Source organism: Butyrivibrio sp. FC2001 (genome assembly GCF_000424125.1).
Lineage (GTDB): Bacteria > Bacillota > Clostridia > Lachnospirales > Lachnospiraceae > Butyrivibrio.
This window is the reverse complement of sequence record NZ_AUJH01000011.1, coordinates 171,370-190,612: the sequence shown is the minus strand read 5'-3', so window position 1 is coordinate 190,612 and position 19,243 is coordinate 171,370. Positions and strand designations below refer to the sequence as shown.

Annotated in this window: 16 protein-coding genes; all 16 read right to left on the bottom strand. The window is 38.8% G+C overall.

The window, feature by feature from the left end; genetic code table 11:
* Position 1: 1 nt before the first annotated feature.
* A complete protein-coding gene (locus tag G601_RS0105755; protein WP_026664776.1) occupies positions 2-424 on the bottom strand; it encodes an adenylyltransferase/cytidyltransferase family protein in 423 nt (140 codons plus the stop codon).
* Between the two features lie 53 nt (positions 425-477).
* Positions 478-1,485 carry a class I SAM-dependent methyltransferase gene (locus G601_RS24765; protein WP_051205630.1) on the bottom strand — a complete coding sequence of 336 codons (1,008 nt, stop codon included), beginning with the start codon at positions 1,483-1,485 and terminating at the stop codon, positions 478-480.
* Positions 1,486-2,298: 813 nt separating this feature from the next.
* Complete coding sequence (locus tag G601_RS22125) at positions 2,299-3,918, bottom strand: RNA-binding domain-containing protein (protein WP_051205629.1); 1,620 nt, start codon at positions 3,916-3,918, stop codon at positions 2,299-2,301.
* 120 nt (positions 3,919-4,038) lie between these two features.
* Positions 4,039-5,391 carry a Gfo/Idh/MocA family oxidoreductase gene (locus tag G601_RS0105735; protein ID WP_026664775.1) on the bottom strand — a complete coding sequence of 451 codons (1,353 nt, stop codon included), beginning with the start codon at positions 5,389-5,391 and terminating at the stop codon, positions 4,039-4,041.
* 30 nt (positions 5,392-5,421) lie between these two features.
* A complete protein-coding gene (locus G601_RS22120) occupies positions 5,422-6,357 on the bottom strand; it encodes a Gfo/Idh/MocA family protein (RefSeq protein WP_035790374.1) in 936 nt (311 codons plus the stop codon).
* 133 nt (positions 6,358-6,490) lie between these two features.
* Entirely contained in the window at positions 6,491-7,036 is a 546-nt protein-coding gene (locus G601_RS22115) for a hypothetical protein (RefSeq protein WP_051205628.1), read from the bottom strand.
* A 343-nt stretch (positions 7,037-7,379) separates the two neighbouring features.
* Positions 7,380-8,147, bottom strand: a complete 768-nt coding sequence (locus tag G601_RS0105720) for a transcription termination/antitermination NusG family protein (protein ID WP_026664774.1) — start codon at positions 8,145-8,147, stop codon at positions 7,380-7,382.
* A 79-nt stretch (positions 8,148-8,226) separates the two neighbouring features.
* Positions 8,227-9,150, bottom strand: a complete 924-nt coding sequence (locus G601_RS0105715; protein WP_330368805.1) for a Uma2 family endonuclease — start codon at positions 9,148-9,150, stop codon at positions 8,227-8,229.
* 126 nt (positions 9,151-9,276) lie between these two features.
* Positions 9,277-10,716 carry a flagellin N-terminal helical domain-containing protein gene (locus G601_RS0105710; RefSeq protein WP_026664772.1) on the bottom strand — a complete coding sequence of 480 codons (1,440 nt, stop codon included), beginning with the start codon at positions 10,714-10,716 and terminating at the stop codon, positions 9,277-9,279.
* A 327-nt stretch (positions 10,717-11,043) separates the two neighbouring features.
* Entirely contained in the window at positions 11,044-12,867 is a 1,824-nt protein-coding gene (locus G601_RS0105705; RefSeq protein ID WP_026664771.1) for a motility associated factor glycosyltransferase family protein, read from the bottom strand.
* 42 nt (positions 12,868-12,909) lie between these two features.
* Positions 12,910-13,212, bottom strand: coding sequence for a hypothetical protein (locus G601_RS0105700; RefSeq protein ID WP_026664770.1), 303 nt, complete (start codon positions 13,210-13,212; stop codon positions 12,910-12,912).
* Between the two features lie 52 nt (positions 13,213-13,264).
* Positions 13,265-13,813, bottom strand: a complete 549-nt coding sequence (locus G601_RS0105695) for a Uma2 family endonuclease (protein ID WP_026664769.1) — start codon at positions 13,811-13,813, stop codon at positions 13,265-13,267.
* A 170-nt stretch (positions 13,814-13,983) separates the two neighbouring features.
* Positions 13,984-15,849, bottom strand: a complete 1,866-nt coding sequence (locus tag G601_RS24760) for a flagellinolysin (protein WP_051205627.1) — start codon at positions 15,847-15,849, stop codon at positions 13,984-13,986.
* A 155-nt stretch (positions 15,850-16,004) separates the two neighbouring features.
* Positions 16,005-17,423 (bottom strand): flagellin N-terminal helical domain-containing protein, encoded by a 1,419-nt coding sequence (locus G601_RS0105685; protein ID WP_026664768.1) that lies wholly within the window; start codon positions 17,421-17,423, stop codon positions 16,005-16,007.
* A 326-nt stretch (positions 17,424-17,749) separates the two neighbouring features.
* A complete protein-coding gene (gene fliW / locus G601_RS0105680) occupies positions 17,750-18,205 on the bottom strand; it encodes a flagellar assembly protein FliW (RefSeq protein ID WP_026664767.1) in 456 nt (151 codons plus the stop codon).
* 39 nt (positions 18,206-18,244) lie between these two features.
* Positions 18,245-19,243, bottom strand: a complete 999-nt coding sequence (locus G601_RS0105675; RefSeq protein ID WP_026664766.1) for a hypothetical protein — start codon at positions 19,241-19,243, stop codon at positions 18,245-18,247.

Here is a 19,243-nt window from a genome sequence, read left to right as displayed (position 1 = left end):
GTTAGTCCTCAACCCGCATAGGTATTTCTACTCTTAAAAGCGTAGATGATATATTAGGCGTGTGCGGAAGATAAACAACATCTACTCCGAAGGGTTTTAGATCCTCTTCAGTCTGTTTCCACCTGGCATCACCCTTCCAATCATCGCCTATAAATACTGCATCAAACTTATATTTTTTATATGTTTCAACCTTATCAAGCGTATCAACAATGATGCATTCAGACACACTCTTAAGATTCCTTATTATCTCAGCACGGTCTTCCTGAGGGATAACAGTTTTCTTATTCTTATATTCTTCAACAAGAGCGTCGGAATTGACTCCTACTATTAGTCTTTCGCATTGTTTTGCAGCATTATTTATGATGTGCAAATGCCCGATGTGAAACATATCATATACGCCTTGTGTATAGCCGACTTTATACATATGAAGCCTTCTTGTTTTCTAACAAACCTGCAAAAAATCGTTTTTAGTGATACTTATTCCTTGTTACATATCAAAATCAGATCATCATTAATAAAACCATTTGTGCTTATTTCTTCATTATCCAAAAAAACATTTGGAGAAAAAGTTTTTACATGCACTCCATGTTTCTCAATCTGTTCTTTGAAGTCATTTCCAAAAAGTCTTACATGATCCTCCTGTCCAAAAAGCCGTTTTCTCTCATCTTTGCTTAATGGCTTGTCCTCTTCTATTGTGTCCATATCTCTACAAATTGGAAATGATAATATCAATTTTCCACTTCTTTTCATAACACGTTTAAGCTCTGCCATTGCAAGCTTTAAATCATCAATATGCTCTAGCACATGATTAGCGATAACATAGTCAAATATCTCATCTTTAAATGGAATATTCTTAATATCAGCCTTTATAATTCCATTCGAAGGATTAATATCTGCAGGAATATACTGATTCTGTATATTTTGAAGTTTTTCTCTTATCTGTGCTTCAGGTGCAAAATGCAAGATAGTTTTTCCTTCTTCAAAGATATCTGTTTGCGTAGCCAAAACATAGTAAAGCCAGCGGGCTCTATCCATGCTTCCACATGCCGGGCAAGTCATGTTTTTCCTATATCCCGCACCTATAATATGAAGATTCTTGAACAATTCTGATTCGCAAATCTGTCCGGGTAAATATTCAGAAATCAAACTCCCGCATATAGGGCATCTTTTCCTTTCAACAGGTAAGTTGTTTCTTATAAATCCAGAGCAATCGAATATCCTGTTTTCTTTAACTCCGGCATCTATTAGTTTCACTCTTATCAGATTGATAGTATCTCTATTACCAAGTGCAATCAGAATCATATAATCGCCACTTATCTGTGATGCTTGCTTAATACTGATTACTACGATGCCTTCGCACATTTCTCCATCGTATGCTTCAGACTTGATAAATCCTGCAACTTCTGAATCTGTACATTCTTTCAAAAAGCCGAGTAATCTGTGACCATATTCACCTGTTCCGAATATATAAATACGTTTTTTCATCTTATAGTGGTTGATTTAACTAATTCTATTAATCTATTTTGGATATATTTAAAGCGCAGCTTACGCTGCGCCTGCTTTAATTGCATTGTATTTGTCAAATTTGTTTTTGATTGTCATTGGAGAATTTTTGTGTTATCGTTGTGAAGCCGTGTACCTCCAGCAGAAATGAGGTGGCGGTCTTGCAACTTTTAATATCTTTTCTAATCTCTGTTATGGCAAGTATAGTCGCCTATTATATTTGCAAATGGCTTGACAGGGAAGATTAACACGGTAATAGCCTGAGAATAGCTCACTATGACGAGCAAGAAGCCCTCGATGCTGGAACATCGAGGGCTTCGTTTTGTCTTGGAACTTTTTCATATCTTTTATATGCGTTTTCGCAATATGATGTTACAACACCCTTCCTATATTGTCAAATATCCTATACTCTGCCTTCTCCTCTTCCACCACCTCATTCATCACAATGCCGCGCTTCGCCATGTCACAGTTTAACAAAGCCCCTGTAACTCCCCCGCAATGAATGAGTCATTGCTCATTATGTCCATATCCGTACGTCAGGCGGCATGGCAGCTCTGATTTTCAGATACTTCCTGGCTGTCTATCAATGCGTTTATGTAATCTATGTCAAGTTGAATTTTCGCACAATTATCTAAATATTGTACATAATAGTATATTATCACAAATATATTGTACCAACAACAAAGCAACTTCACTAAATTATATTAAATTTATATAAAATATACCTAATATGGAGAACATCTCCATATTAGGTATATCGGTATACATTATCAAATTGTTTAAGGTATTTATTCTTCAAACATTTTCAAAATCTCCCCCTCCAGAAACCGTATCTATATCATTATACTTAAACTTATATTTTCCTTTTCCCACCCCTTCTACTGGAACGATGATTTTTAGTTCATTTCCCATTCTTTTCAAATATGAAGTTGCAGTAACTTCTGAGCATCCAAGAATTTCAACCACACGAGAATTCCCAAAAACTCCCGTACCAATCTGCTCATATAACTTCAACATATTTTGCTTTATATTTTTTGAAAACCCTGAATCCAAGATTTTTTGCTTAAAATCTTTGGTTTCACTCTCAATCCAAACATTTTTCTTTGGTTTGGAGCCATTTTTAATTTCATAATATTCCTCATTTACTGGAATAACGACAGATGTAATATTATCATTCACATCAAAGGTCTTATAATATAAATCCGGTGATCCATTTTCCCTCATAGATCTCTTAGCTTCCCCTATACCAGTTCCAAAAGATTCAATGATTCCTAATGATTTAAACATATCTCTTAGTTCCGGATTTTCCGTATCTCTTTCATTAAAAAAAGTTCTTTCATTCAGATCACTGATTCGTATAGGCGGTAGCGGTTTATTGTAATTAACTATATTAATCTGTTTTTCAGATACATATATCTGAATCGGTTTTCCATTTTCATAGTTATTATGAACGATTGCATTTGCAAGTAATTCTTCAAGCGCTATAAAAGTAAAATTCTCTATTCTTTTATTATCAGCACTTCCATCAACTCTTATTACAAGCTCATTTAAGAAATTGCTGTTTATATAGTCCAGCGCAGTATAGTACTGCTTCCATACCGCTCCTTTAAAAACTTTGGACTCCATTTTTCTCTTGGTTCCAAACATATCAATTATGCACTCTGTATATGCATACGGTACGATTTTTTCCGGATGAGAAGAAAACATCAAGACAGCGAAATTCTTTACCCTCATTTCGCTAGGATCATTTTTATCTACTAGCGCAAGTACTTTTGCTAACTCTCTTTTATCCAGATCCTCACTTATTTGTCTTTCGCTGGTTTTAAATATATATTCGCGAAGAAGATCTATATCCAAATCATCAATTGTTGCTCCTGTACTCACAATAGAGCTGTAGTGGAAATTTGAAAACTTACGTAAAAGATCATATTCTTCATCAACTCTTGCAAGTCTTGTGTCCGCTTCAATTCTTACATATCTCCCCGGCTTAAGATTTATCTTTTTGTCCTTCTCCGCTTTTTCCGCAACCATAAAAGGTCCACCAGCTTGTCTCATAACAATAATAAGCAGGTAATTCAATCCATCAAGTTTATTCGATATCACTTCAAAAGCAACATTTGGATACAGAAATGACCGCAACGAATTAATAACATTTTTGCATTTTTCCATGCGTCCTTCCGGTATTCCTTTTATGGGAATTACTGGTATTGCCTTATTATCTTCACTATTTTCTTCCTCAACACCAATAAAGAGGTACTGAATATCATTGTTGTAGTAATTATTCCCGTATGCACAGATAGTCTTTAAAATCTTATCAAGCTGCTGTTCTGAGGCTTTATACTCTATATATGAGCACTCAGCAGTCCTGGTTTTCAAAATTTCATTTGCACGTTTTTTTATTTGTCTGTAATCCATAATTGCCCTCCGAATACAAAGAAATTATATATCAATCCAAAGTTTTCGTCAATGAAACCAAAGAAAAAAAGGCACCCTGCAACCACAGAATGCCTTCTCATAATTATTATTTTATGGTCTCTACCATCCCTGTTGCTGCCTTCTCATAGTCATAAATTTCTCAACAACCTTAGCCATAGCAATAGACTCCTGGGATGTCAGCTTATAGTCCTTGCCTCCGGTCTTGTTGATCTTGCCAAGAAACTCCGCTATCTCATACCTGAATCCGCTGGTTCCAACAAATGGTGATTCATAATGATCCACTTTATTAGGATCCTCATAACGGACATCGAAGCTCTGAATAAGCCACCAAGGGGATTGAGCCAATATATATCCTTCTGTTCCAGATATTACCAGCTGGCCTTCTGATTTTACTCCAGCACCTGTCTTGGATGTAGCCATTTTCCCCTTATATATGAACTGTACTCTGGTAAACCGGTCTATACCGTTATCTCCGAGAATGGAGTCTATTCTTATGTCCTCATAGTCTATACCGAACAGCTTGAATATTGGAAGCATAGTGTAACTTCCATACTCCATGAATGCTCCGCCATACTTTGCATCCGCCATCTCTCTGGAATTTCTAATACCAATTCGTGTAAAGCAGGCATCAATATCGCAAATCTCACCTATAGTTCCATTTGTCGCCACAGTAAGAAGCTGCTGGAATCCAGGAAGATACGCTGCTCTTATTCCTTCCATCAGCACAACATGATGATCGTGAGCAAGCTGATACAGCTCCACTGCCTCATCATAAGTAAAAGTCATAGGTTTTTCGCATAACACGTGCTTATCCGCAAGGATGGCCTTCCGAACGTAATCAGCATGTGTCTCATTTGGAGAAGCGATGTATACTGCATCTACTTCATTTAAAAACTCGTCGAAATAATCTGAAAAAGTAAGGACAGGGTAATTCACAGCAAAATTACTAAGGCTTATTTCTTCCGGATTGTACGCAGCAACAGCTTCTATACCTGATACGTACTTGACTTCGTCCATGAATCTGACAGCAATTCTTCCAGTGCCTACGATGCCAAGCTTAATAAGCCTCATTCTGTCATGTCTTAAAAATGTTGATGATATATTTGGGGTTCTCTCAAGATATACTACATTGCAGTATTGTTTTAGATAATCGAATTTTCCTTCCCAGTCAGAGCCGAGAACAAAGGTGTCTATTCCGTATTTCTGAATATCCTCTACCTTTTGGCCAACATGATCCTCAACTATAATCTCGTCAGCAAAACCGGTGTGGCGTACATTCTCTATTCTGGTCATAATAGGATCTACCAGGTTTAGCTTCCCTCTCTGCCGATCATAATATTCCGTGGTCACTCCCACAATAAGGTAATCCCCAAGCGCCTTAGCTCTCTCGAGAATGCGATAGTGTCCTTCATGAAAAAGGTCAAATGAACCATAGGTTATTACTTTCTTCATTAGATTACCCCTCATAACCTGAATCAACAATTATCTGTCTGATAGAAAGTGTTCAAATACCCTGCTTCTTGATATAGCTTCTTTATACTCTATTGTATCATAATTCTTATCGTTTATTCGTCTTACAAATTCTCTGAATTCGTACCTCAGACCATCACCTTCAAATATCTCTTCATATTTGTCTATTTTTCGAGGATCTTCGTATCGAACTTCAAAGTATCTTGTGAGCCACCAGGGTGATGGCACCAGAATATATCCTTTTGTTCCCGAGATAAGAAGCTGCCCTTCAGACTTTACTGTTAGACCGCATTTTGCAGTTGCAAATCTGTCACTATAGTTAAAATGCGCCTTGGTGTAGCCATCAACGTTTCCTGCTTTTATAGTTTTATATTCGATATCCGTATAATCTGTTCCAAGAAATCGGAATATAGGAAGCATGGTATAAGTTCCAAATTCTGTGAAGGCACCACCAATTTTCGTGTCTGTAAGCTCTCTCACATCACCTTCTGTAAGTCTTGTAAAGGCTGCCTCAACATCAACTACCTCGCCAATTGCTCCGCTTTCTATCACTTCACAGAGCTTCTTAAATCCGGGACAGTAAGCTGTTTTTACTGCTTCCATCAGAACAAGCTTATTATCTGAAGCAATCTCATATAATGATATCGTCTGTTTTTCGCTTAAAGTTAAGGGTTTCTCGCAGATTACGTGCTTACCTAGCCCTAGAGCTTTCTTGGCATAGTCATAATGAGTACTGTGTGGAGCTGCAATATAGAGTGCATCGATAGATTCTAAGAACTTATTTATGTCAGCGTATGACTGACATATACCATTATCTGCTGCAAAAGTCTTTGCGTGGTCTTCGTTAGGATTATAAACTGCTGAGAGTTTAATATCCTTCACCTCAGCTATTTCCTTCACTGCTCGTTTTGCAATTCGTCCGGTTCCTATCATTCCCAGATTGATCATAATTGTCACCCATTTTCAAATATGCTATTACACCCTATAAGGTATAATTCAAATCAAAATGATCGTATTTATACCCTATAGGGTGTAATTTCTTTCATATAACTTTGTGTTTTCTTTTGAATAAGAATAACACTTATTGTTCCTTTTCTTTTGCGATATCTGCAACCAACTGAATTACTATATCCTTCGAAAGTCCAGTGTTTTCAGAAACATAATCAACCTCACTACCTGTTTTCAAAAGATTCTTCGCTATTCTTGTAGCAACATTTTCTTCTGCTTCATCATATATAAGCTTTTCGACCTTAGTCATCATAAGTACCTCCTTAATGTGTCTTGCATCATCCTCTCTTATAACCTTATCAGAAAAGACCATCAGACACTTTAAAACAAAAATCATTTTCTTATCGTCTTTTATCCCCTTGGCAAGCTCTATCACTTGTCTAATCGCATCTTGTTTTGATTCTCTTTCTTTAAAAGCAAGCGGATAAATAATCAGTTGCATAGTTTCTTCAGCAGAAATATCCTCACCAACGGATATCTTACTTGATATATTTTTCCAAGCTTCTTCATTATCAAATTCAGAAAGAAATGCTTCAGTAACTTTAAACTTCAAGCTATCCATGTCTAATTCAGGATTAGTAGTTCCTCTCTCAACATCTGCTGTGTAGATAACTATCATTCTTATCTTCAGAAATATCTTATGATCATTATACAATCTTTTGGATGCCCTAACAACGTAGTTCAAGTATTTATGCAGGTTACCACGACTGTAATCACTTTCATAATCCACAAGCGCATATGAATGAACATTGAATAATAGCAAGAAGCAATCCAATAAAGGAGTAATAAAAGAATTACATAACTGCAACTAACATTATCATTAACACTAAGTGGAATAAATGAGCGATTTGCTCAGATGTCTATTCAAAATGCAATAAATGCATAACATATATTCGTTGCTCAGCAACGAAAACAAAAATATCACATTTATTGCATTTTGTAAATAGCTTACTTTTTATGATTTATGCTTTTCTCACATCATCTGCATTGAACTGCAGCTTTACCATCGTTCCGAACATTTCAATGGTGGTATAAACTATTCTCCTGGAAGTATCAACCTCTGTAACAGTAAATATCTGATCTTCATATACTCCCAACTCATCTACTACCTGATCTCCAGGATATATTCCAATATCTGCAATACCCTTAAGAAGATTTGCACTCCCTATAGCTTCCTCATTACTCTCTATATCTGATATCCACGGAAGCTTTGGATCCTTCTCCGTCCAAAGACCGAACTTCAATTTTCTCTCTTTTCCGAAAACATCTGCCTTAACAATAGCACGTCTTCTGGAAATGTCGAACTTTATAACGCGGTTACTGTATTTTGCAAGCGGTCCTATTATGTGTTCTATTCTTCCATTACCAGCGCGTTTTATAAGGCTAACTCTCATAAGCCCATTTTCCATAAGTGAATCAAGGAACTTCTGATCTTCCTTCTCTACAGGAATAAATAATTTAGTTCCATCTTCCTCTTCTGCACCGAGAACCCTTTTAAATTCCGGTACCTTCTTTAACGCCTTAAATACTGCATCCGGATTTTCTGTATCAACAAAGAAATACCCCGGAAATAGTCGTCTTAAATGTATTGTCGCTTTCCCCTCTTTTTTCCTCACATCCTCAAACATTGGTATAAAAAGATTCTGAAAACTCGTAGAATCTGCTGTCCTCCGGAAATATTCCATTACAAGCTGTTCATTATCGCTTTTAGTCTGAACTACATACCACATTTCTCATCCCCCATTATCTATAGAGAAGTCATATCCTATATTTTATAACGCAACATATGACATTTAAAACAAGTATATCTTATAGCAGAAACTTAATTTCATCCAGAATTGTCTTGAAATCTATCCTGCATTTTCCATCATATAATCCAATTGGAACATCATCACCAAAGCCATATATTGAAACATCAAAGTCATGAACAAAATCATATACTATTATTTTTTGCTTATCAGGATCAACTATCCAGTATTCTTTTACCCCGGCATTTTCATATTTTGAGAGTTTTAGAGTCATATCCTTCTTTTTAGTAGAATCCGATAACACTTCTACCACAAAATCAGGAGCCCCGTATACCTTCTGCTTTACTATTTTGTCTCTGTCACAGATTATCATTACATCTGGCTGAACCATGGTCTTATCATCCTTATCAAGTTGCACATCACAAGGTGCAGCAAGAGGGATGCACTTACCCTTTTTTGAATTGATATAGTTTTTTATCTGACTGAAGATTCCAAGCGCTATGAATTGATGCGTAGTATATGGAGCACTCATGTCATAAAACACTCCATCGATAAGCTCAACTCGCTGATCATCCGGAAGTGCATAGTAATCGTCTAATGTATACTCCCCCTGATTTTTCGCTTTTGTATGTAAAACATTTGAATGAATATTTCTACCACTATTGCCAGCTCTGCCATATACCGGCTCTGCTTCCTCGACTCTCCCGGAAGGTTTTTCCACACCAAGAACTCTCTCCAAAGCCTTTAAAGTATCATACCGAGGAGACTTTGTAATTTTCCCTAATACCTTTTGAACAGTACCCACTGGTACTCCGGACATTTTTGCAATCTTCTCATAGGTTAGTCCCGTCTCTTCTTTACGCGCAATCATCTGATCTATAGTCATAGCAGATATACTCCTTCCATAATAGTGGTACATATTCTCATATCCATTATACCACCATGCATCTCCATTAACAAACCATATATGGATATCCATTATCATTTAATTTATATCCAAAAGTACTCTTTACATTATATAAAAAAGCACAAAAAGAGGCGCCCTCCCTCATGGAGAGCGCCCCAGCATAATAGAGTTTGATTAAATTTGGATTCTTGTTAAGCAGTTTTATTAGCCCTGAAGGAGTGACATAACACCCTGTGTACTCTGGTTTGCCTGAGCCAGCATGGACTGTCCTGCCTGTGCGAGGATGTTGTTCTTGCTGTAGGTAACCATCTCGTCTGCCATATCTGTGTCACGGATTCTGGACTCAGCTGCTGTTGTATTCTCAACTACGTTATCCAGGTTCTTAATCGTATGCTCAAGTCTGTTCTGAATAGCACCGAGTTCTGATCTCTGAGCTGATACCTGCTTGATAGCGTCTTCGATAGCATCGATTGCGTATGTTGCTGCGATACCTGTGCTGTCTTCTACTGTGAGGTTCTGGATTCCAAGATGTGCAGCTGTCATTGTCTGAATGTTAACGCTAATCTTGTTGGTCATGTCTGCGTCAGATCCTACGTGGAGGCTAAGACCAAGATCCTTAGCAACCTGAGCTGTGCTCTTCTGGATACTGAACATGTATCTAGCACCCTTGCCTCCTGATACTGTATCCATTGCAGGTGTACCATCAGGTCTCTTTGTGGTATTGAGTTCAACCTTTACTTTCTGCTGATTCTTGGAATCAACACCCACTCTGTTAGCCTGAACAAGTGCATCTTTAACTTTTGCGACAGCTGTACTTACATGTATATTCTTATCAAGTGTCTCGAGAGTAGCTGTTCTTGTAGGCTGTCCGTCACCAACGCTTACCTTGGAACCATCAACAACCTTCTGCTTAATCTCATCTACTGTAAACTCTTCTTCACCAAACTTGAATATCTTTTCATTTGGATCTGAAGAACTTTCAGCTACTATATACTCTGTGCCGTCGATAACGCACTTATTTCCAACTGTCTGACCGAGCACCTGAATGGATTCCTGGATTACACTTACTTTATCCTGATCCATGTAGATGTGATACTCTTTTCCTGCAATCTTTACATTGGTGTCATTCTTCAGATCCATTGTGAAGGTTCCGTAATTTCCTGCATCTGCAAGGGTTCCGTCAAGACCTGCATCATGTGCTACCATGTATTTATCATAAAAACCATTTCCGCCTTTAAGAAGATAGGTTTCATTGAACTTTGTTGTCTCTGCTACACGATCAATCTCTGTTGTGAGCTGTCTGATCTCATCCTGGATGGATTTACGGTCTGTCTCACTGTTTGTTCCGTTAGCTGCCTGTACTGCCAGTTCGTTCATTCTCTGAAGCATATCGTGTACTTCTGTAAGTGCACCTTCAGCTGTCTGTACTGAACTGATACCGTCATCTGCGTTTGTTGATGCTCTGTCAAGACCTCTCATCTGCTTTCTCATTTTTTCTGAAATTGAAAGTCCTGCTGCATCATCTGCTGCTCTATTTATTTTGTATCCTGAGGAAAGTTTTTCAGAAGATTTTGCCTGACCACTTGTTGTAATGCCAAGCATTCTATTAGAATTCATCGCCGTCATATTATGCTGGATAACCATATTATACCTCCATGTGGGTGCAGTTCCTCCTATAATCCGTATAGTCAGAGACTGCCTGCTTGATAAAAAAATTCATTACTAAAAGTTTCTTATTAAGTTGAGTGCGCTCCCACATCGATCATCCTTGACGATGTTTGTATTTGTTTTACACTCTATATATCGTTTTCTTTTCCGAGAACTTAACCCCTTTTTTGAAATTTTTTTGATTTTTTATTTCAAAATTGAATTTATGGCAAAATAAAAAGCCTGCAAACGCAGTGTTTATCTGCATTTTGGGCTTTTCATCAATTGAATAATTTCCTTCAAAAACTTGCAAATAATTTCATTTTATTTGCTGTTTTCATCACTAATTGCTACTAAAATTGCTTCCTTAAGACTCTCACAATCCTCCGGAAGGTGTGAATAATATTCCTTGCCATTCTCAAAAACAGGAATCGCTTCCTCATTATTTCTTATCATGAACTGATAATCCGGAATGGAATAGACATCCTCTACCCAGAATTCCTCAAGAAGAGAATTAACCTTTGTAGCATAAATCTCTGCTCTTAAAATATCCAGCTTCTTTAACTTATTATTATTCTTCTTATCTCTGATATCCTGATATTTACTCACATTGAGGAGTTGGGCGCATATTGTCGCTATTTCGTTTGAATTATTTTTTATCTTATCAAGATCGTCGCACCAGCTTCGAAGCTTTGCTATTGTCTCCTGATGTTCCTCCTCAGTCTCCGCTCTTGGTATATTTCTTATTGCAGTTTCAATATCATAACTCTTATCACCAAACTCTTTTGCAACTTCTTCAAGAGTCGTAACCTCCGATCCTCTTATAAGAGCTCCGCCCTCAGTTGCATCTATTACCCTAAGCTCAGGGTTAAGATTTATTCTTCTTTCAAAATAATCCCTGAACTCCCTCCACATGGAGCAGGACTGTACCATACCACCAAGTGCTCCGGGAAGCTCTATTGTTTCAAGGTTTCTGGCATCATCTCCGCCGGAATCATTATTGTCCGCATGGTGTTTGCCATCAAGATATGCCATATCCTGACCTATCAGAACAATTGTCTTTATTCCAAGCTTCTCACATGCATAAAAACAGGCTCCGGAAACATTTCCTCCAAGGTCCAGCCCTCCAAGATTTGCCTCCACTTTTTCTCCAAATAGAGCATCCTCATAATGAAGCGCATGAAAATATATGCATCGTCCCTTGAAAAGCTTCTGAGATTCACTATTGGTCTGCATAGAACATAACAGCGGAATTTTCTCTGCCACCTTATACTTCAGGAACGATGGATCCTTTACCGGCTCAGCGGAGAGCACCAGATCAGGCTCAATTCCATGGTCATCAAGCACATTGAGAGCTCTATCACTACTCATAATAAGTGCATGCCCCTTTATCTTCTTAAGAACATCAACATTCTTATTAAGAGACGGTCCAGCGGATACTATCACCGCAGGTATTCCATCAGGAAGAGCCTCTCTTAAATCGCGAAGAAGCGCAGCCTCTCTCATATGTGTCCAGGCATAGAGCCTGCACTTAAGACTTGCCCTTCCGCGATTTTTTTGATAATTGCGCTGTCCAAACATTATTACCTTAAGAGCCTCACAGGCCTCCTCAAACTCTGCATTCGAAGCATAAAATGGCGTGCTTATGGCCTCTGACTCAGAATTGAAGGTAACAATATCCATCATGGTTTCAGTGACATACAGACTTCGCTGCTTATCATTAACAAAGAGCATAACTCTGCTATTACCTATGATATCTGTTATATCCATACATCCACATATATATGAAAAAAGATCCTCCTGAGGCTCAAAAATATAAAACATCGTATCCGGTCTCATCTTTTTCATAAGTGCCTTGAGATGATAACCAGCTCCAAATCCAAGCATTATAGTTGTTGTACGCCTGTTCACAAACTCGAACTTCTCAGCCCACCTTGATGCTTCATAGGTCGGATCATATTCACTGTTCATCCTAAGATCTGCGCCACCTGGAACTGCCCCCTTAATAAAAAGGATGGGTTCGCCATTTTTTGCGTAATCCATCCTATAAATCGCATCCTCATCAGCGTTTATCTGCGGAGCGAAGCCGTAACGCTTTTCAAATGCATTAAAATTCTTTTTTCTTAATTCTTCACTTTTTTGAAGCATTGTATCCCCCACACAATTACTCAAATACCCATCAGGTTGATGTCACATAATCCACCTGCTAATCTCATCATTCAAATCGTGATGAATTATATCTGCCGCAAGTATCAAATCACCATTCTCATTCGCAGCTGCAAGTCTTGCAAAATCCCCCTGCCACTTTTGAAGTTTATCTGCATTATCCGGATTTACTTTCCCACTCTGCACAAGTAACTCTGTGAACGTCACAAGCTGCTTCATAACAGGAGCTATCATCTCTGCCCCGCCCGGTTTCCTCTGATAAATGGTGTCAGCAGCCTTCTCGTTATTTCTGATTATCTGGCGTCCTAAATCCTTTATGCTTTCCATTTTCGCACCTTCTGAATCAACATAAAAAAATTACCCAATCGATTTTTTTAGTTTATAGAAAATCTCTAACACGAATACTAAGATTCTCATCTATCCCAACTTGTATAGATTCGTCAAAATCATATACTTTTGGACTTACCTCTTCTTGTAAATTATATACTGTAGTTTTTTCGTCCATAGGATTGACTATCCAATATTCTCTTACCCCGGCCTGATGATACAAATTCAATTTATCAATATAATCATGAGAATAATTACTTGGCGAAACCACTTCAATAATCCAATCCGGGGCACCGGTGCAACCTCTATCTGTCAGCTTATTTTTATCACAAATAACACTAATATCAGGCTCAACAACAGTATCTTTAGTCGCATCCAGAAGAACAGCAAAAGGAGCCGGATATACTTCGCAATCTCCATTATTTGAATCAATATAATTCGTAATTCTCTGAATCATCTTTGTCGTAATCTTTTGATGTATTCTATTTGGAGCAGTCATATTATATATATGCCCATCTATAAGTTCCACAAATTCTTCTTCGACGCAGTTATAAAAATCTTCCACTGTATAATATTCTTTATTTTCAATAGGTAATGGCATATCACTCACCTCCGAAATGAATAGTCACACTTTTCATTTAATATACTGAAAATTATACCATTTCAGTCTATCATTTGAAAAGGCTCTCCCAAACGGAAGAGCCTCCAATTTCTATCAATCCCCTCATCCGCCCCTTCAGGGCACCTTCCCCCCAGGGGGAAGGCTATTTTTTATCCTTGCAGAAGTGACATCACACCCTGTGTACTCTGGTTAGCCTGTGCAAGCATCGACTGTCCCGCCTGGGAAAGTATATTGGCGGCTGACAACTTGACCATCTCATCAGCTATATTGGTATCTCTGATTCTGGATTCTGAAGCTGTGGTGTTCTCAACAACGTTATCCAGATTCTTGATTGTATGCTCGATTCTATTCTGAACAGCTCCAAAATAGCTTCTTACTGCACTCACCATCATAATGGCATCGCCAAAATCATTTATTGCATCTGTTGCATTCTCAGAGGTGAGCACATTTGTATCAGTTAGCCTTAGAGCACCACTACTCATGTCATATAGATTAACCTCTACCTTATTGGTCATATCTGCATCTGTTCCAAGATGAAGGGCCAGTCTCTCATAGTGGCCTCTATTGTCTACTTCATCATCCTTTAATGCAGTATAGTTAACCTTCTTACTAACTATTACTACAGGCTGAGCATCCTTATCTGCTGATACTCCAAGGATTGAAGAACCACCTGTATTAAGTGCACTTGTAACAAGTGAACCTGCACCACCAAGACTTTCATAGGTAAGCCTTCTTACAAATTCGACAGCGCTCATTTTCCCTTCTTTGGGTGATGTGGTACTTCCACTATCAATAGCATTTTTCAGCTGTGCTTCAGATATTCCCATGACATCTGCCATTACATCCTGAAAGCTGTCATTACTATCCATTAATTTCTGGAACATCTTATTTGCACCATTAAGAAGGTTGGACTGTGTTACATCATTTCCATCTGCTGCCAGATAGCTCGCATAAGCTGCTGCCAGATATCCGTGTCCATATTCTCTGGTATCAACGGTATATTCTCCGCCTCTACTCAGATAATCATGTATAAGATTATCCTTTGAGCTGTCATCTGTACCGGAAAGTCCACTCGCTATATTTGAGAGCTCATAGTTCCATCCGGTACTATAACCGCCTCCTGCAAGCTGAGCAGTTCCTTCAACAAACCACGTCGGAAAATCCTCTGCTCCGCCCTGTCTATGCATTCTCGTAGAAAGAACTGTGTCCATAATTCCATGCATTACTTCATGAGCTATAGTAGATTCCAGCTTCTCCATCTGGCTGTCTGACAAATTTACTGATGGAAAATCATCTTTATCAACTGCCATGAGTAACGATCCCGAGTAAAATGACTGATCACTGTTTAAAAAGGCTGCGCTCATATAAGCAAGAGTTTTGCCCACACCATCGATATATTGAATACTGAGCCTGGTATTATATTTACTTTTATCATCAGCTGCCAGCTCTTTTAATTTATCTCCAAGGGATGAAAATTTGGTAAGTATCTGATCAACTGCATTTGGAAAATACTCATCAGTAATCTTTGTAGCAATCTCCTCCAAAGCATTCTGAGTCTTGGTATCTGGTCTTATCTTATCAAGTCTTGGAAGTATTCCATTCTTACTAAAGATCATGGTCTCATTAAACTTGGTTCTCGCTGTTATGGAATCAATTTCCTTTTTCAGCTGAACTATTTCATTGTTTATGGCCTGTCTGTCACTATATGAGTTGGTTCCATTAGCTGCCTGAACTGCAAGTTCATTGCCGCGCTGAAGCATATCATGTACTTCATTAAGTGCGCCATCTGCAATCTGGACAAGAGATATTCCATCGCCGCCATTTACAGAAGCGCGATGAAGTCCTCTCATCTGCCTGCGCATTTTTTCAGATATGGAAAGTCCTGCCGCATCATCTGCAGCACGATTTATCTTATAACCGGATGAAAGCTTTTCGGCAGACTTAGCCCTGTTTGTATTCACAAGTGAGCTCTGTCTGTTTGAATTTATTGACTGTAAATTATGCTGTATAACCATATCGTGTCCCTATCATCCTGCCCTATATTTTTCAGTTACAATATGGTTATCGGAATCAATCGCGTAAAACTTAACACCAACGAAGAAGGCTCCCCCTTTCGGGAGAGCCCTCTCTATGGTTGTACTTAATGTACGTTTAGTATTCGCTAACTGGATTAGCCGAGGAGTGAAAGAACGCCCTGGTTACTCTGATTAGCCTGTGCAAGCATAGACTGACCAGCCTGAGCAAGAATGTTATTCTTGCTGTATGTAACCATTTCGTCAGCCATGTCTGTATCACGGATACGGGACTCAGCTGCTGTGGTATTCTCAACAACGTTATCCAGATTCTTAATTGTGTGCTCTAAGCGGTTCTGAACAGCACCGAGTGCAGATCTCTGAGCAGATACTGTCTTAACAGCATCTTCGATAGCATCGATTGCATATGTTGCAGCCATACCTGTGTTGTCAACAACGTTCAGGTTCTGGATTCCAAGATTCTTAGCTGTCATAGCTTCTACGTTAACTGTAATCTTGTTTGTCATGTCTGCATCAGCACCAACATGGAGCTGGAGACCAAGATCCTTAGAAACCTGAGCTGTTCCTTTGGAAATGGAGAAGGTGTATTTGTTGTTTGTAGCAGTACCCTGCTGTTCAACTTTAACATTCTTCTGAGGACGAGACTTATCACCTGTTTCAGAAGCATCAACACCAATCTTGTTTGCCTGAAGAAGAGATGCCTTAATCTTGTTTACTGCAGTAGCAACAGAAATGTTCTTGTCAAGGTTAGTATCAACAGCAGTTCTTGTTCCCTTGTCGTCACCTGCAACTGAAACCTTTGCACCGTCAACAACCTTTGCCTTTATCTCATCTACTGAGAATTCTTCTTCACCAAGCTTAAATACTACTGTGCTTCCATCAGCAGAGGATGTTCCCTTAACATAGCTTGCACCATTGATAGTAACGCTAGCAACCGAATTTGTAATCTTTTGCTGTATTGCATCAATAGTATCAGATGTCTTATCAAAGATATGGTAATCTTTTCCGGCAATATTCTTGTCAGTATCAGATTTAATCTCTGTTGTAAATGTTGCGCTCTTACCACCATTAAGATTATCAGAGAGCGTTCCCTGAAGACCAGCATCATGAGCGTTCATGTATTTCTGTCTGTATCCGGTCTGACCTTTGAGCAAGTATGTCTCGTTGAACTTGGTTGTTTCTGCAACACGATCGATCTCAGTTGTCAGCTGATCAATCTCGTTCTGGATTGATGTACGATCTGATGCACTGTTTGTTCCGTTAGATGCCTGAACTGCAAGTTCATTCATTCTCTGCAGCATATCGTGTACTTCTGTGAGTGCACCTTCTGCTGTCTGTACAGAACTAACACCATCATCTGCGTTTGTTGAAGCACGATCCAGACCTCTGATCTGCTTTCTCATCTTCTCGGAAATTGAAAGACCTGCTGCATCATCTGCTGCACGGTTAATCTGATAACCTGAAGAGAGTTTCTCGGCTGACTTTGACTGTGAACCAGTTGTTACTCCGAGCATTCTGTTAGCGTTCATCGCTGTCACGTTGTGTTGTACTACCATAATATACCTCCTTGTTTGTGTACGCCGCAAATCCTTTTGCGGTAGTTAAAAATATGAAATTTGTTTCTTCGATTCGGATATCCGGTGAGCGGAGTTCCTAGGCTGCTCTCTCCCTGTTATCCTACTATATCACAAGCGCGCTTCTTTGCGTTCCGTGCCACAAAACATGCGTGCTTTGTGTTCTTACATACATTATATCGGACCAACTATCATAAAGTTAACCCCCTTTTTCAAAAAAAGTATAAATTATTTATAAACTTGATTCCACCTCCTAAAAATATCTTTTAAAATGCACGAAAGACGCACAATTAGTGCGCCTTTCCCCATTAACTCTTCTTCCCCTTAAGATACTCATATATAGGATACTTTGTAATGTATTCCTCTTTTCCCCATACTATTTCAATCTGTGCTCCCTTACCCGTATCACTATTAATAAGGATAGGTGCATTCAGATTAGCTGTCATATTTGTGATGTCCTCAGGAACTGTAATTGTTACAAGAAGAAGCAGATTATCTTCCGTAAGGGGCTCTAAGAGCTCAACATCTGCTTCCTCAATCTGAGGATTGTAATCAGCCTTTATCGTCAAAGGATCGATAACCGGAAGTGCAATATCAGGATCATCCATAGACTGTAGATACCACAGCGCACCTACAGGCTTTTTGCTGTCATGAATAAGCGCAAATTTCTGAAGATCAGGAAATCCCACAAGCCCAAAAGGCATTGTAATAATTTTCTCATCTTCAATGTCAACTTCACCAAAGATCCTGGTATTAACTTTCATTTTTATCTCCCTTCTCTAAAACCCTCATACGTTACAAGATTATTTTATCTTATTTTCGCTAACTTTAAAACGTATTTGCCAAAATCTCTTTTCTTCGATCATTCTTCTATAATTAAGAAGATTCTCCCTTATTACCTGGGGATCATCCACCGGAGCTATCTGGTATCCCGGTATTACAGGAACAATCCTTGCTGCCAGTGAAGCTGTAATCGCATGGTCTCCGCAGCTGATTATGTATTCAGGCCTAAGCTCCCTTATGGTACTCAGGATTATATGCATCTCATCCTCTGAAGGCATCCTGTCATCGCACTGGAAGTAGGGAACTGAAAGTCCTCTTACAAAAACATTATTGGCATTTGCCAGGTACTGCATGGAATTGTGACCCTCTATTCCAAAAAGCGGTACCACATTTGAAACAGGAAGGAGATCATTCGTATTAATAATAAATGTATTCTGACACATGCTTACCATTATCTCCTGCGCTATGAGATTGGTAATATGCGTCTCTCTGTGTGTATCCGTAAGATACTGCTGGGTCAGGATGATCGTCTGATCACACTTTCTACTGGTCAGCTTCATGAAAGGTCCGGTATCGCCCAGTCTGTCGGCATAATATTGTTTACTTCTCTTAAATATTTTGTGGAATAGCCTGTCAGACTCTAATGTAATTATGTAAGGCTTTTGGTAGGATAAATATCTTGCCTGCATCAGTAGGAAAAATCTATAGCGTTCATCTATTCTCATTCCATCTACATAAGTAAGAAATTCGGTATAAAAATCCTTACTGTCTGTAAGGCGCACCATTAAATGAAGATATGCCACATGGCGCAGCATATCCGGGGTTTCCTCCCTGGGGAGGAAATAGACACTTCTCTTAATGCGGTCCGCCAGCTCCTTTTTACCCTCTGTGGATAGCGCACCGCTAATAATCCGTGCTCCGATCTGCAACATCTCGTCAAAGCACTCCGTGATATCATCACATGTAAGTATCTCAACTATTCTGTTTTCATATTCCTTTACAATCGGAAGTTCGTTCAC

Coding starts and splice junctions, on each gene's coding strand:
- G601_RS0105705 (WP_026664771.1), bottom strand. CDS start 12,867: ATGCTTCAAAAAAGTGAAGAATTAAGAAAAAAGAATTTTAATGCATTT.
- G601_RS0105715 (WP_330368805.1), bottom strand. CDS start 9,150: ATGATAATGGATATCCATATATGGTTTGTTAATGGAGATGCATGGTGG.
- G601_RS22120 (WP_035790374.1), bottom strand. CDS start 6,357: ATGATCAATCTGGGAATGATAGGAACCGGACGAATTGCAAAACGAGCA.
- G601_RS0105685 (WP_026664768.1), bottom strand. CDS start 17,423: ATGGTAGTACAACACAACGTGACAGCGATGAACGCTAACAGAATGCTC.
- G601_RS0105695 (WP_026664769.1), bottom strand. CDS start 13,813: ATGCCATTACCTATTGAAAATAAAGAATATTATACAGTGGAAGATTTT.
- G601_RS0105720 (WP_026664774.1), bottom strand. CDS start 8,147: ATGTGGTATGTAGTTCAGACTAAAAGCGATAATGAACAGCTTGTAATG.
- G601_RS0105700 (WP_026664770.1), bottom strand. CDS start 13,212: ATGGAAAGCATAAAGGATTTAGGACGCCAGATAATCAGAAATAACGAG.
- G601_RS0105755 (WP_026664776.1), bottom strand. CDS start 424: ATGTATAAAGTCGGCTATACACAAGGCGTATATGATATGTTTCACATC.
- G601_RS22125 (WP_051205629.1), bottom strand. CDS start 3,918: ATGGATTACAGACAAATAAAAAAACGTGCAAATGAAATTTTGAAAACC.
- G601_RS24760 (WP_051205627.1), bottom strand. CDS start 15,849: ATGGTTATACAGCATAATTTACAGTCAATAAATTCAAACAGACAGAGC.
- G601_RS0105710 (WP_026664772.1), bottom strand. CDS start 10,716: ATGGTTATCCAGCATAATATGACGGCGATGAATTCTAATAGAATGCTT.
- G601_RS0105735 (WP_026664775.1), bottom strand. CDS start 5,391: ATGAAGAAAGTAATAACCTATGGTTCATTTGACCTTTTTCATGAAGGA.
- fliW (WP_026664767.1), bottom strand. CDS start 18,205: ATGAAAGTTAATACCAGGATCTTTGGTGAAGTTGACATTGAAGATGAG.
- G601_RS24765 (WP_051205630.1), bottom strand. CDS start 1,485: ATGAAAAAACGTATTTATATATTCGGAACAGGTGAATATGGTCACAGA.
- G601_RS22115 (WP_051205628.1), bottom strand. CDS start 7,036: ATGATAGTTATCTACACAGCAGATGTTGAGAGAGGAACTACTAATCCT.